At 33.4% G+C, this 14,726-nt stretch carries 8 protein-coding genes; 4 read left to right on the top strand and 4 right to left on the bottom strand.

Translation table 11 applies throughout. The features are described 5' to 3' along the window. The 3 genes from IEV15_RS11280 to IEV15_RS11270 form a co-directional block, all read left to right on the top strand. On the top strand, positions 1-1,955 hold a 1,955-nt coding region (locus IEV15_RS11280; RefSeq protein ID WP_188362630.1), incomplete at its 5' end, for a T9SS type B sorting domain-containing protein. A 53-nt stretch (positions 1,956-2,008) separates the two neighbouring features. Next, positions 2,009-2,920 (top strand): PorP/SprF family type IX secretion system membrane protein, encoded by a 912-nt coding sequence (locus tag IEV15_RS11275; protein ID WP_188362629.1) that lies wholly within the window; start codon positions 2,009-2,011, stop codon positions 2,918-2,920. Positions 2,921-2,932: 12 nt separating this feature from the next. After that, the gene (locus IEV15_RS11270) at positions 2,933-4,876 is read left to right on the top strand and encodes an OmpA family protein (protein WP_188362628.1); all 1,944 of its coding nucleotides are present in this window, start codon (positions 2,933-2,935) and stop codon (positions 4,874-4,876) included. A 534-nt stretch (positions 4,877-5,410) separates the two neighbouring features. On the opposite strand, the gene IEV15_RS11265 is transcribed toward IEV15_RS11270, so the two are convergent. Both IEV15_RS11265 and pdxH read right to left on the bottom strand, forming a co-directional pair. Further along, a complete protein-coding gene (locus tag IEV15_RS11265; RefSeq protein WP_188362627.1) occupies positions 5,411-5,905 on the bottom strand; it encodes a CAP domain-containing protein in 495 nt (164 codons plus the stop codon). Between the two features lie 169 nt (positions 5,906-6,074). After that, on the bottom strand, positions 6,075-6,719 hold the full coding sequence (gene pdxH, locus IEV15_RS11260; protein ID WP_188362626.1) for a pyridoxamine 5'-phosphate oxidase: 645 nt from the start codon (positions 6,717-6,719) through the stop codon (positions 6,075-6,077). 183 nt (positions 6,720-6,902) lie between these two features. On the opposite strand from pdxH, the gene typA reads away from it, so the two are divergent. Beyond that, complete coding sequence (gene typA, locus IEV15_RS11255) at positions 6,903-8,699, top strand: translational GTPase TypA (protein ID WP_188362625.1); 1,797 nt, start codon at positions 6,903-6,905, stop codon at positions 8,697-8,699. A 52-nt stretch (positions 8,700-8,751) separates the two neighbouring features. Here typA and IEV15_RS11250 read toward each other — a convergent pair whose 3' ends face one another. Both IEV15_RS11250 and IEV15_RS11245 read right to left on the bottom strand, forming a co-directional pair. Further along, positions 8,752-9,666 (bottom strand): alpha/beta hydrolase, encoded by a 915-nt coding sequence (locus tag IEV15_RS11250; RefSeq protein WP_188362624.1) that lies wholly within the window; start codon positions 9,664-9,666, stop codon positions 8,752-8,754. 2 nt (positions 9,667-9,668) lie between these two features. Further along, the gene (locus IEV15_RS11245) at positions 9,669-14,720 is read right to left on the bottom strand and encodes an FIDD domain-containing protein (RefSeq protein WP_188362623.1); all 5,052 of its coding nucleotides are present in this window, start codon (positions 14,718-14,720) and stop codon (positions 9,669-9,671) included. Between the last annotated feature and the right edge of the window lie 6 nt (positions 14,721-14,726).

Here is a 14,726-nt window from a genome sequence, read left to right as displayed (position 1 = left end):
GTGATGCTATCCCAGCAGCAGTTACTTTAACAGCAACTGACAACTGTGGCGATGCTACTGTAACGTTTAATGAATCAGTAGTAGCAGGACAATGTTTAGGATCATCAGTGATAACTAGAACATGGACGGCAACTGACTCATGTGGAAACATAACAACACACGTTCAAACCATAACAGTAGAAGACACCACTGCACCTGTATTCGTTGGAGATTTACCACAGAATGCAACAGTTCAGTGTGATGCTATCCCAGCAGCAGTTACTTTAACAGCAACTGACAACTGTGGCGATGCTACTGTAACGTTTAATGAATCAGTAGTAGCAGGACAATGTTTAGGATCATCAGTGATAACTAGAACATGGACAGCAACTGACTCATGTGGCAATGCAGTATCTCATGTACAAGTAATAACAGTAGAAGACACCACTGTACCTGTATTCGTTGGAGATTTACCACAGAATGCGACAGTTCAGTGTGATGCTATCCCAGCAGCAGTTACTTTAACAGCAACTGACAACTGTGGCGATGCTACTGTAACGTTTAATGAATCAGTAGTAGCAGGACAATGTTTAGGATCATCAGTGATAACTAGAACATGGACAGCAACTGACTCATGTGGCAATGCAGTATCTCATGTACAAGTAATAACAGTAGAAGACACCACTGCACCTGTATTCGTTGGAGATTTACCAGTTGAAGAATTGACTGTAAGTTGTGATGCCATCCCAACTCCAGAAGTCTTAACAGCAGTTGATTCATGTGGTACAGCAACAGTAACAATTAGTGAGGCTATTCAAGATGGTAAATGTCCTACAACATATACTTTGATAAGAACTTGGACAGCAACAGATGAATGTGGAAATTCAGTTTCTCACACTCAAAGCATAAATGTTTTTGACAATACAGCACCAACTTTTGTTGAAGCTTTACCAGAAAATGAAACAACCGATTGTGATTCAATACCATTACCAGTAGTATTAACTGCAATAGATAATTGTGGAGAAACAAGCGTTTTCTTTGAAGAATCAATTGTAAATGGCTCATGTGAAGGTGAATATCAAATAATCAGAACTTGGTTGGCAATTGATACTTGTGGAAACTCAGTAACACATACTCAAGAGATAACTGTAGAGGACAACTCAGCACCAGTGCCGGTTACTCAGTTTGAGTCTGTAATAAATGTAAGTTGTGATCAAATTCCTGTTATGCCGGAATTAGAGTTCACAGATACATGTTCAACAGAAGTAGATGTAGTGTTTACTGAAGAAACTATCAATCAAACTCAAAATAGTTATACAATTGTTAGAAGTTGGTTAGTTTCTGATTCATGTGGTAATTCTGAAACTTACACGCAAACAGTTAATGTAACAGTAGTTAGTCCTATTGAAACTTTAAACAGCGAACTGTGTATTGAAGATGATGCTATTGACTTATTCTCTTTACTTGAACAAGGCATAGAACAAAACGGAACATGGGTTGATGTTGATGGTTCAGGTGGATTACAAGGAAACATTTTTGATCCTACATTAGTAAGTCAAACAGGAGATTACAAACTACAGTATGTGATTTCAGATAGTGTTTGTCCTAGAATTATTGAGATAACTATGAATGTTAATGATCTTTGTGTAGTTTTACCTTGTCAACCGATTGAAGTATTTAACGCAATGTCTCCAAATGGAGATGGATTAAACGATGTATTCTATATTGAGAACATTGATAATAATGAGTGTTATACAGATAACACTGTGGAAATTTATAACCGTTGGGGCGTGTTAGTGTTTGAAACTCGTGGCTATGATAATACAACCAGAGTTTTCAGAGGAGTATCTGAAGGAAGAGCAACTTTAAATAAGTCTGCTGAATTACCAACAGGAACCTATTTCTATATCATTCAATATAAAACTGTTGAAGGATCAACAGTGAATAAAGAAGGATGGTTATACCTAACTAGATAAATATAATTCCTGAGGGTTGAAAAATACCCTCGGGTTTCTAAAAAATAAATTAAATGAAAACAAAAATTTTATTTTTCGCTTTGATGTTTAGTGGTTTTGTTAGCTTTGCTCAACAAGATGCCCAATACACACAGTACATGTATAATACCATTAATGTCAATCCGGCCTATGCTGGATCGAGAGGAGTAATGAGTATTTTCGGATTACACAGAACGCAATGGGTTGGTTTAGATGGGGCTCCTGTTACAAACGCAGCCTCCTTAAATACACCAATTGGAAATAGTAGACTAGGACTTGGATTATCTTTTGTTAATGACCGCATCGGTCCAACTGATGAAAATACAATTTCTGCGGATGTTTCCTATACAATAAACACATCTGAAACTTTTAAACTGTCTTTTGGATTGAAAGGAACGGCTAATCTTTTTAACTTAGATGTGAATAAACTTAATCCACAAGATCAAGGAGATCCTCAATTTCAAAACTTGAGAAATAACTTTACACCGAATATAGGTGCCGGTGTTTATTTACATTCTGATAAGTTATATTTTGGATTGTCCGTTCCTCATATTTTTGAGATGACAAGATATGATGATAATTCAGTAGCAATTAACAAAGAGAGAAAGAACTTCTATTTAATTGGTGGTTATGTTTTTGATTTGTCACCTGATGTAAAATTTAAACCTGCTTTTTTAACAAAAGCTATTGAAGGTGCACCTCTGCAAGTTGATGTTTCCGGAAACTTCTTAATCAATGAAAAATTTGTTTTAGGAGCAGCTTACAGATGGGATGCCGCTTTCAGTGGGATGGCTGGTTTTCAAGTATCCGACCAAATCTTCATAGGATATGGTTATGATAGAGAAACCACAAGCTTAAGACGTTTTAATTCCGGTTCTCATGAGGTGTTTTTGAGATTTGAATTATTCAAAAATTACAGTAAAATTGTTTCACCTAGATTCTTTTAATACAGCATAGTTATGAAATTAAAACTTACCTATATAGTCCTATTGAGTATTTGCTCAATTAATCTATATGCTCAGCAAAAAGGCAGAATTAACAGAGCCGAAAAGAATTATGAAAAATTTGCCTATATCAACGCAATTAATACGTATGAGCGTATTGTTGAAAAGGGATATACGTCTCCTGATATTCTTAAAAAATTAGGAAACTCTTATTATTTCAATGCTGAATTAGAGCAGTCAGAAAAATGGTACGGACAATTGTTTGCAATGACAGAAGAAGTAGAACCTGAATATTTTTTCAGATATGCTCAATCATTAAAAGCGGTTGGAAATTATACAAAAGCTGATGAGATGATGCTTAAATTTAAAACAGCTAGTGCTGATGATAAAAGAGGTAATCTAGCTAAAGAGCAAAAAAATTATTTAGAGGTTATCAAAAGTAATTCAGGACGTTATAATATTGATAATGCAGGAATCAATTCGGAATATTCTGATTATGGACCAGCTTTCTTTAATGATAAAGTTGTGTTCACTTCGGCTAGAGATACCGGAAACTTTGCAAAAAGAAAACACACTTGGACTGATCAGTACTTTACAAGATTATATGCTGCAGAATTAGGTGAAGATGGTTCTTTATCTGGTGCTGAAAAGTATGCCAATGAATTGCGAACAAAGTTTCATGAATCTACTCCTGTTTTCACAAAAGACAGTAGCACGGTTTATTTCACTAGAAATAATTTTCTAAACGGAAAAAAAGGTTTTGATGGAGATAAAAATACGCTTCTAAAAATTTACAGAGCAACTTTTAAAGATGGAAAATGGTCTGATGTAATTGCTTTACCTTTTAATAGTGATTCTTATCAAACAGCACATCCGGCTCTTAGTCCTGACGAAAAAACATTGTATTTTGCTTCAGATATGCCTGGAACTTTAGGTTTGTCTGATATCTTTAAAGTAGCAATTAATGACGATGGCACTTTTGGTGAACCTGTTAATCTTGGCCCAACTATTAATACAGAAGGTAGAGAGACATTCCCATTTATTTCAGCTAAAAATGAATTATATTTTGCATCTGACGGTCATCCCGGACTTGGAGGTTTAGATATTTTTGCAGCTCGAATTGAAGAAGATAATTCAATAAAATATGTTTTGAATGTTGGTGAACCTGCAAATACTCCAAAAGATGATTTTGCTTATATCATTAATTCTGAAACAAAAAAAGGTTTTCTATCTTCAAACAGACCCGGTGGAGTAGGGAGTGATGATATTTATAAATTCACTGAAACTAAAGAATTGGTATTTGTATGCGAACACTTATTGTCAGGTTTAATTACTGATGAAGAATTAGTAGCTCTTCCAAATACAAAAGTTACTTTACTTGATAATGAATTCAATGTAATGAAAGAAGTAATGAGTGACAGCGAAGGAAAATTTGATTTTGGCGAAGTAGAATGTGATAAAAAATACTATGTCAGAGCAGAAAGTGAAGACTTTGTAACGCAAGAATTACCTGTAACAATTCCAAACGAATCAGGAAAAACTCATGTTGACATCAAGTTAGAAAGAAAAACTTGTATAATGAAAGAGGGTGACGATTTGGCTAATTGTTTTAAAATTAATTTGATTTATTTTGATTTAGACAAATGGAACATTCGTCCAGATGCGGCTGTTGATTTAGCTAAGATATTAGACGTGTTAAACGAAAATCCAACAATGAAAATTGATATTCGTTCACATACAGATAGTCGTGCTTCACACAAGTATAACGAAAAACTTTCAGATCGTAGAGCAAAATCTACTATTGATTGGTTAGTTAAAAACGGAATTGATAAATCACGTTTAACCGGTAAAGGTTATGGTGAAACACAATTAGTAAACAAATGTGCTGATGGTGTAAAATGTTCAGAAGAAGATCACCAAATGAACAGACGAAGCGAATTCATCATTACAGAATTATAAAAGATTTTTAAAATTTATAAAAAAGGTAATCAGAAATGGTTACCTTTTTTTATGTTTATATCAAACAAAGTAACATCATAAAATAACTAAAGAAATCATTATAACAACGTTTTATAGTTTGACGATTTCATATAAACTTTACTTTAAAAAATGCATTACTTGTTTAATAAAAACATAAAGGCTTGTTGCTGAAGAACTATTTTACATTGAAATAACATAGTTAGAATAAATCGATTGATCTATTTATAGGATTTGAATGTTGTATAGAATTATATTTTATAAACCAGAATAGAGTTTAGAATGGTAAGATCATACGGTTCATTTTAAACAATAAAATAAAGAATTATTATCAAAATCAAATTGAAATAATAATGTATGAGAAGATTACTTTGTTTTTTTATACAAAATTATCAAGAGTTATTAATGAGTTGTTGTAGCTTAATCAATATACGAATCATGTATATAAAATAATCATAGAAATAAAAAAGACCACAAATGTGGTCTTTTAGTAGGTTAGGTAAAATCGGGGTAAATTTACCTTTTCATAAAAATATTAGTGTAGTATTTTCTTCCGTTAGCCGGATTAATTTTTATTGAAATTCCAAAGTGAGTATAATCACCTTCAATGTTTTCTTTGTGACCATCACTATTTAACCATGCGTTTAGAGCTGCATTATTAGTGTTATAGTTATAGGCTAAATTTTCACTTACTCTCACTGCTCCTAAAACTTGTTTGATGTTGTTTGAACGTGATTCAAAATAATAATGACCAACAACATCGTTTTCAATCATGTAATCATTGTGCTCTCCAGATTTATAAGAGATATGATCAATTGGTGCCAATTCAGGCAATCCAACACTAGCTCTATAATCATTTATTCGAGCCATCATATCGAGTTCAATATCGTTGTAAGCATAATTTTCAACTTTTAAGTTTTCTGAACTTTCAGCTGAATCTTCAGTTGAACATGACACTAAAGTGAACATAATTGCAATTGGCAACAATGCTCTAAACATTTTTGCTTTCATAGTAGTAGGTTAAGTTTTAAAGTAGATGTGGGGCAAATACCTTTATTGTTATTATATTATGAACGTATTCCTGATTTGGTTGTTCAATATTACCACTATGTCGTTAAAGTGCCAAATAAAATCGATGAAATGCACAAAAAAAATAATTACATAAATTTTTACTTACAAATTAAGGTGCTAAACGATCAATTTTCCAATTAAAATCATTTTGAAGTTGATAACGAATTCTATCATGAAGTCGGTTAGGTCGTCCTTGCCAAAATTCTACTTCTTGAGGACGTACCAAAAAGCCACCCCAATTTTTGGGTCTAACTATTTCATTTATAGTGACTTTGGCTTCTAAATCTTTTAATTGTTCTTCTAAAAATTGTCGTGACGGAATGATTTGACTTTGTGGAGAAACAATAGCACCTAATTTACTTCCAGTCGGACGGCTGTCAAAATAACCATCTGAAATGCTATCGGCTGTTTTTTCAGCAATACCTTTAATTATGACTTGTCTTTCCATGGATGCCCAAAAAAAAGACAGACAAATGTTTGGATTTGAAAGTATGGCTTTTCCCTTTTCTGAATCATAATTGGTATAAAAAATAAAACCTTCTTCATTAAATTTTTTCAGCAAAACCACGCGTGACTTAGGGAAGCCATCCAAACCAATTGTAGCTACTGTCATGGCATTTACTTCTTCTATAGAGCCAAACTCTTCTGTTTCATAAAACCACCTGTGAAACAAGTTTATTGGATCTTCCGGAATCTCGCTTTCAATTAATTGACTTTTCTCGTAGGATTTTCGATAATTGCTTAAATCTTTCATTTTTTATAGCATAAAGTTTCAATTGGCTAAGTTACTAAGATTTCATTTAGATTCTAAATCTTACTTAAATTACGATTTTTGGACCTAATTTAATTGAATCTTAACCTACTGTAAACTATTGTTTCATATTAAAATTTTTTTTGAGAAAATAAAGTGTACCTTTGCACCCTGAAAAAAATACAGATGGAATCAATTAGAAACATTGCAATTATTGCTCACGTTGACCACGGTAAGACTACTTTGGTTGACAAAATTATGTATCACTGTCAACTTTTTCGTGAAAACGAAAACACTGGTGATTTAATATTAGATAACAACGACTTGGAGCGTGAACGTGGAATTACGATTACTTCTAAGAATGTTTCTGTAGTTTATAAAGGTACAAAAATCAACATTATAGACACTCCGGGTCACGCCGATTTTGGTGGTGAAGTAGAGCGTGTATTGAATATGGCAGACGGTGTTTGCTTGTTAGTAGATGCTTTTGAAGGACCAATGCCACAAACGCGTTTTGTATTGCAAAAAGCAATTGACTTAGGATTAAAACCATGTGTGGTTATTAATAAAGTAGATAAAGAAAACTGTACTCCTGAAGAAGTACACGAAAAAGTATTCGACTTAATGTTTGAATTAGGTGCTCAAGAATGGCAGTTGGATTTTCCAACCGTTTATGGTTCAGCTAAGAACAATTGGATGTCTGATCATTGGGAAAATGTAACGGATAATGTTGAAGCATTATTGGATATGGTTGTTGAAAATGTACCGGCTCCTAAAGTATCAGAAGGAACTCCTCAAATGTTAATTACTTCTTTAGATTTCTCTTCATTCACCGGTCGTATCGCGATTGGTCGTTTAGAAAGAGGTGTTTTAAAAGAAGGAATGCCAATTTCTTTGGTAAAAAGAGATGGTAAAGTACTTAAATCCAGAATTAAAGAAATACACACTTTTGAAGGTCTTGGACGTAAAAAAGTAACAGAAGTAATCGCCGGAGATATTTGTGCTATTGTAGGTGTGGAAGGATTTGAAATTGGAGATACTATCGCTGATTTCGAAAATCCGGAAGCGTTGCAAACTATCGCAATCGATGAGCCTACAATGAGTATGTTGTTTACAATTAATGACTCTCCTTTCTTTGGAAAAGAAGGTAAATTTGTAACTTCTCGTCATATTAGAGATCGTTTAACAAAAGAATTAGAGAAAAACTTAGCGATGAAGTTAGGTGAAACTGATTCAGCTGATAAGTTTATGGTTTTTGGTCGTGGAGTACTTCACTTATCTGTTCTTATTGAAACCATGAGGAGAGAAGGGTATGAGTTGCAAATTGGTCAACCACAAGTTATCATCAAAGAAATTGATGGTCAAAAATGTGAGCCAATTGAGGAATTAACAATTGATTTACCGGAAACTCTTTCAGGTAGAGCGGTTGAGTTCGTTACTCAACGTAAAGGTGAAATGCTTTCTATGGAGACAAAAGGTGAGCGTATGATTGTAAAATTCAACATCCCATCACGTGGAATTATTGGATTGCGTAACCAATTGTTAACAGCAACTGCCGGAGAAGCCATTATGGCTCACCGTTTCATTGGATACGAACCTTTCAAAGGAGAAATTGCCGGACGTAACAAAGGTTCGTTAATTTCTATGGAAAAAGGAAAAGCTATTCCTTACTCTATTGATAAATTGCAAGATCGTGGTAAGTTTTTTGTTGAACCAAATACCGAAATTTATGAAGGTCAGGTAATTGGAGAAAACTCTCGTGGTGATGATATGAGTGTAAACGTAACCAAAGAGAAAAAACAATCTAACGTCCGTTCATCCGGAAATGATGAAAAAGCAAGAATTATTCCACCGATTATTTTCTCTTTGGAAGAAGCTTTAGAATACATTCAAAAAGATGAGTATGTTGAGGTTACTCCAAAATCTATTCGTTTAAGAAAAATTTATTTGACAGAAACCGATAGAAAAAGATTTAAAATCTAAGTTAATTTTATAAGATAGTAAAAAGCCCATTCATGAACTGAATGGGCTTTTTTTATTTTCGTAATAAAAAAGTAAACGGATGAATTAGTCGTTCTCGCCAAGCATTTTCAGAATGATCGGCACCTTCAAATTCTAAAGTAATCCAGCTTTCTGTAGTGAAGTTATTAGATAACATCATTTCATCTACTTTCTTTTGTAACGGAGGATAAAGTGCATCTAAAGTTGCTGTGCCATAATCAAAGTAAATTCTATTTTCATTAGGATCAGGAAGCGAATTTTCTAAATAAGCAAATAATGCTTGAGGAACCGGATTGTTTTCCATTCCAAAAATTCCAGGCCAATGCGTCGATATACAAGCAGCCGCTCCAAAAACTTCAGGATATTCACAAATTGCATAAAGTGAAATTAAACCACCCATACTGGAACCGGCAATAAAAGTGTTGTCTTTGTCTTTTAATGTTTTGTATTTAGAATCAATCATTGGTTTTAATTCTGTGACAATAAATTTTAAATAATTATCAGAAACAGGTCTTAAATGATTTTCAATTCTATTATTTTCTCTTAAATTTTGATTTACAATTTCTAACTCTTCCTGTGTCAAATTTTCAAATGGTTTTTGAGGAAAATATTCAGCGTGTCTGTTGGATGTATTCCATATTCCAACAACTATAACTTCTTTGATAAAACCTTCACTAATTAAACTTTCAATAGCTTCATCAACTCCCCATTCTTGTTTGTTCCAAGTTGTTGTGTCATCAAAAAGCATTTGACCATCATGCATATAAAGAACAGCATAGTTTTTTTTAGTGGAGTAATTTTCCGGTAACCAAACATCAATATTTCTTTCAGGAACATATTTTGATTTAAAGTTTTTGATGCGTTCCACTTTTCCAGAGGCTACTTTTACCTCTTGTCCAAATAGACTTGAAAATGCTACTAAAAGCAATAGTAAAATCTTATTTTTCATAACTAACGTTTTAAGCTAAAATGTCCTTTTGCAATTCTGCCATCTTCTAATTCAATAACATACCAATAATCTGTTGAAGGCAAAGGTTGCCCGTTGTAAATACCATCCCAACCTGAACTCAAAGCAGTTAATTGTTTTACTAATTTTCCATAGCGATCATAAATATATAAAATGGAATTTTTATTAAACTGATCGCTAACTCCTTTAATGTTCCATGTATCATTATAACCATCACCATTTGGAGTAAAAAATTTAGGGATTCCAAGAACCGAAATAACTCTTGTCACAATACCACAATCATTTATATCTTTTATAAAAACAGTATAAATGCCTGGTGCAACATTTGTAAATACGTTAGATTCTTGATATGGTCCGTCAATAGAAGTCAGGCTGTATACATAATCACCGGTTCCAGAAACTAATATGGTCACTGAGTTAATATCAACTAAATCTATTATTTGAATTTCTTCGATGATGGCTGGTTCAGACGGTAAAACAATAATATTTCTTTCTTGGATACACCCAAAAGGTGAAGTCACAATTATAGTATAAATTCCGTTTTCAGTTATGTTTAAAGTGGGACGAGTTCCACCAGTAATTGGTGACGTATTATAAAACCATTGGTAGGTAAAACTTTGTGGATTTCCACTAAGTAAACCGGCATTTATAGTTGTTTGTGTATCCTTACATAAGCGTATGGTTGTGTCTGGTGCTAATTGAGGTAATGGATGTACTGTAAACGTAATTGGTGTTGAAGCTGGACAATTTGTGTTTAAAGGATTTGTTACAACAGCAGTAATTGTTTGCGTATTGGTGATAAATGGATTTGGTAGCGGACTCGATAGTGGTTGTCCTGAACTATCAAAATAACTGACATCCATTCCAGTTTGATTTCCTAGTAATGTTGTTTGAATGTTAGTTGTGTTAAATCCAAAAAAACCATCTTCTGTACCATCAGTATCACATGAAGCAGAAATAGTAACCGGAAAAGCAATTGGTCTGATATCAACTGTAAATTGTAATTCTGTTTCGTCAAAACAAGGTCCGTCAGAAGCTTGAGTTGCTGTATTTGTCATTCGAACGGTTACGATTTGACTTGGAGATACAAATGGATTTGGTAATTCATTTAAGTAAGTAGTGCCAAAACTATCAGTAAAAGTAAATGAAATTGAAGCTTGATTTTGACCATTCAAAAGTGATGAATTTAAATTACTTGTGTCGAATGCAAACAAACCATCTTGGTTGTCATCACAAACTTTAAATTCAGGTAGCGTAGGAGCAAGCGGAAGAGCTTCGACCGTTAGTTCGATATATGGCCCTAAACCAAAACAGGCATTATCTAAATTGCTTTCAACACGAACCCAAATTTGCTGAAAGTTCGGAAATCCAATATTTCTGTAATTTGAAGGATCAATTGCTAAATCATCACCATTAGTATTTGTTTCTGCCAATGCATCAGCTAATGTTTTATAATATTTAATGGTAAATGGAGTTGTAGCAGGTAATAATGCTGAAATTTCGGCAGTAACATTACTAAAATCAAACTGAGAAACACCATCTCTATCATCATTTTGAGCATCGATAAAATCATCACATTTTACAAAAGTTCTTAGAAAAGAGGATGGTATTTGTGTTGCTGACACAAAAACATTTAATTGACCAACTCTAAAACACCCGTCTTGATTTACTACTCTTACCCAAACGGTTGAGTTTCCGGTTACATAAGCAATTGGATCGTTTATTAAGAAAGTATTATCATCATTTATTGCAGCAATTTCATTGGTGAAATAAGTAAAAGTTTCATTAGCAAAATTTGATGAAATCTCATTTTCTTTTTGTCTTAAATTCACAGCAGAAATTCCGTCGGTATCATCATCACATTGTACTAAATTGACAGGAGAGTTTATGGTTGGTAATGGATAAATTGTTAGAATACCTCCTTCTGAAATTAATCCACAACTGTTTCCGTTTCTATTTAAAATAATACGATACAAATTGCCATTCATTTCATTGGTCACATTATTGATTTGTAAACTAACAGTTGTTACACCTGAGTAGTTCACATTGTTCGTTAAATCAGTCCATGTAGTTGCATCCGTACTCACTTGCCATTGATAGGAATCAGAGAGTGTGGCTTCGATTGTAAAACTTGTATTTTGCAATTCACAAACAAAAACATCTTGAGGCTGGGTCGTAATTTCTATTGGAGCTCCAATCAAATAATCAGAATTTGGCGATATATAGCCGCCATTGTTTAAAACAACACCATTTGCATTTACTACAATTGGGTTTGTTCCTAATCGGCCATTATTATCAGAATCTAAAAAACCGGCTTCAATAACATCAAAACAAAGATCACCGTCACTGTCTAATGACAAATAGTTCAAAACACCATCATTGTCCGTGTCTTGAGGTGTGTAATTTAAGATGCCACTATCTGCAAAAGTTTCTATTGCATTAAAAAGACCATTGATTCCAAAAGTTGCAGTTAATCCATCAATTCTTCCGTCATTATTCACATCCAATAAAGGTAATCCTGTTTCAACAAGGTCATAAATACCATCATTATCACTATCTAAATCTAAATAATCAGGAACACCGTCACCATCAGAATCTATGGGTAAATTTGCTTCTTCAAAAGCATCGCTCATCCCATTTCCGTTTGTATCTACACCATCATATGGAACAAAGCCAATTCCTTGTGATTCGATAACATCAGGAATACCATCATTATCACTATCTAAATCAATTTGATCTGGAATTCCATCGGCATCAGAATCTTTTGGAACACAAGTTGCAATCAATTGTAGTGTCGATTTTGAAGGTTCATCAGTTAAATTTTTATGCGTAATTGAAATAAACTCGGTCAAATAAGTCTGTATTTTAAAAGTAGCAGTTCCCGGAGTTAAAAAACTTCCACTATTCAATCTAAAACGCAATTCAAAGGTTGAAAATCCGGTCACGTTATTTTCAAAAATTCCATCATAATTGGTATCAATTAATAATTGACCATCCGGATCTAAAACAGTAAGCGTATGATTTGTTGGTACTTGGATTGTATATTCAACATCACTACTGAAAAACGCATTGTTTGTAATCAAATCAGGATATTGTAGAGCTACACTTAAAGGTTGAGCAAAAGTTACATTGTAAGTTACAGAATTCTCTTTTATTGGAGCTGTTTCGGTAGTTATTAATCCATCTGATGTACCTGTAAAAGGTGTAATTGCTGTTTCTGTTCCATTTGTAGTTACAAGTCCATTGTAAGAATTGAAATAGGAATTAACAACAAGAGCATTAGAAGAACTTGTCAAATCTAAACTAGCATCTCCAAAAGATTCAACACAATTTGAAATACCATCATTATCGTTATCAATATCTATATTGTCATTTACACCATCATTATCCATATCATTCGGACAGGCACTGACAGGTATTTTATCAGAAATCAATTCTTCCAAACCACAGTTAGAAATGGCGGCTTTTAAATAATAATAACCTGGTTGAGTAGGTGTATAAGAAGAATTTGTTGCACCATCTATAATTGCATCATTATAATACCATTGGTAACTATCAAAAGGAGAAAGTGAATTTACAGTTAAATTGATGTTTGGAATACAGTTTTCTGCAGCGACACTTAACCTGTTAAATGTGATTTCCGGACGAAAAGTAAATCCTGAATAAAAACCACCATAAGTAGCAGCTCCACTGGAACCATAATATGATAAATAAAGTTCATCAGTTGAAAAAACAGAAACATTACCGCCCAAACCGTTAATTTTATAAGTAACATATTCCGGATTTCCATCTACAAAAAATGGACCTTGAGCAAAAATGCTTTGTGGTAAATTATCGTAGGTGTAAGTAATCCCATTGATAATAAATTCCAATGTAGCACCGGTTTTAGTAACTAAATTTACGCCACTGTTTTCTGTAAAAGACAAGCCACCTATGTTGTCTAAAAATGGAATATTATTTATTATTTTTGGGGTTTGACAACTCAATGGTGGTACAAAATAAAGCTCTTGATTAGCCTGCGTACTTCCTCCAACTCCTTGATATGCAAAAACATTTTTTGAAGTTTGAACATATAGATTATCATTTGCACTAAATGAATTTCCATCTAAAATCAAATAGTCTCCGGCATTGATTATAAAATCGGGAGTTCCAATATTATTATTCAAAAAAACCTGTGTGTTATCTTCATGTGCAACAATTAAAGGTCGTTCTGTTACTGTTTCTCCAAAACCTTTTATAAAAATATATTGATTTCCTGTTCGTTCTGCAGATACAATTTGATCAAAACCTAAATCAATATTGTTGTCATTGTTTCCATTAGTTCCTGCATATGAACCGCAATTAACCGCAATAGGTTTATCAGAACTTACTAAGGAACCAATTAATCCATCCCGATTTGCGTTAGTGGGTCCGTCAACAGCCATTACAAAAGTTTCACCACGATTTAATATAATTGCATTCGGATTGTTACCGGCAAAAGCATTGTTTATTAATGAAACTCCAGGTTTAATATCACTGAAATTTATGGTTGTGTTATTCTCAGTTGCCAAAATGGAAACAAAAGTATAGTGATTTAATGTTATTCCCGAAATTCCAGTATTTACGAAAGCACCTATTCTAAATTGTGTTCCTAAAGCAGCAAGTCCTTTTGAAACCAAACCACCAGCTTGAAAATTTTGTGGAGTAGCAGTTAAACGAACTGCAACATATACTTGATCTTCTGCTTCAATAACATACCCTTTGTTGTCAAGAATAGTATTAACCAACCCTTTACTGACATGAAGCTGAGAATCTGTGCCAAAGCCAATTGATAATATGTATGGATTGTCTCTTGAAACGGTTCCATTAATTGTATTACCACCTAATACTGTAATGGTGAAATTTACAGGAGTTAAGTTAGGACATGAAATATATAAGAATTGATTCTGAGCCGGTTGACCATCAGAACCTGATAATGGTGGGATATAATGCGTTTTGCTAAATTGAGCAAACACAGAAAATCCCATCAAAAGAAAAAGTATAGCAATTTTTTTCATCTTGTT

It is taken from the genome of Flavobacterium orientale, from assembly GCF_014638005.1.
Classification (GTDB): domain Bacteria; phylum Bacteroidota; class Bacteroidia; order Flavobacteriales; family Flavobacteriaceae; genus Flavobacterium; species Flavobacterium orientale.
Note: the sequence above shows the minus strand (reverse complement) of the source record. Positions and strands in the feature narration are given on the sequence as shown.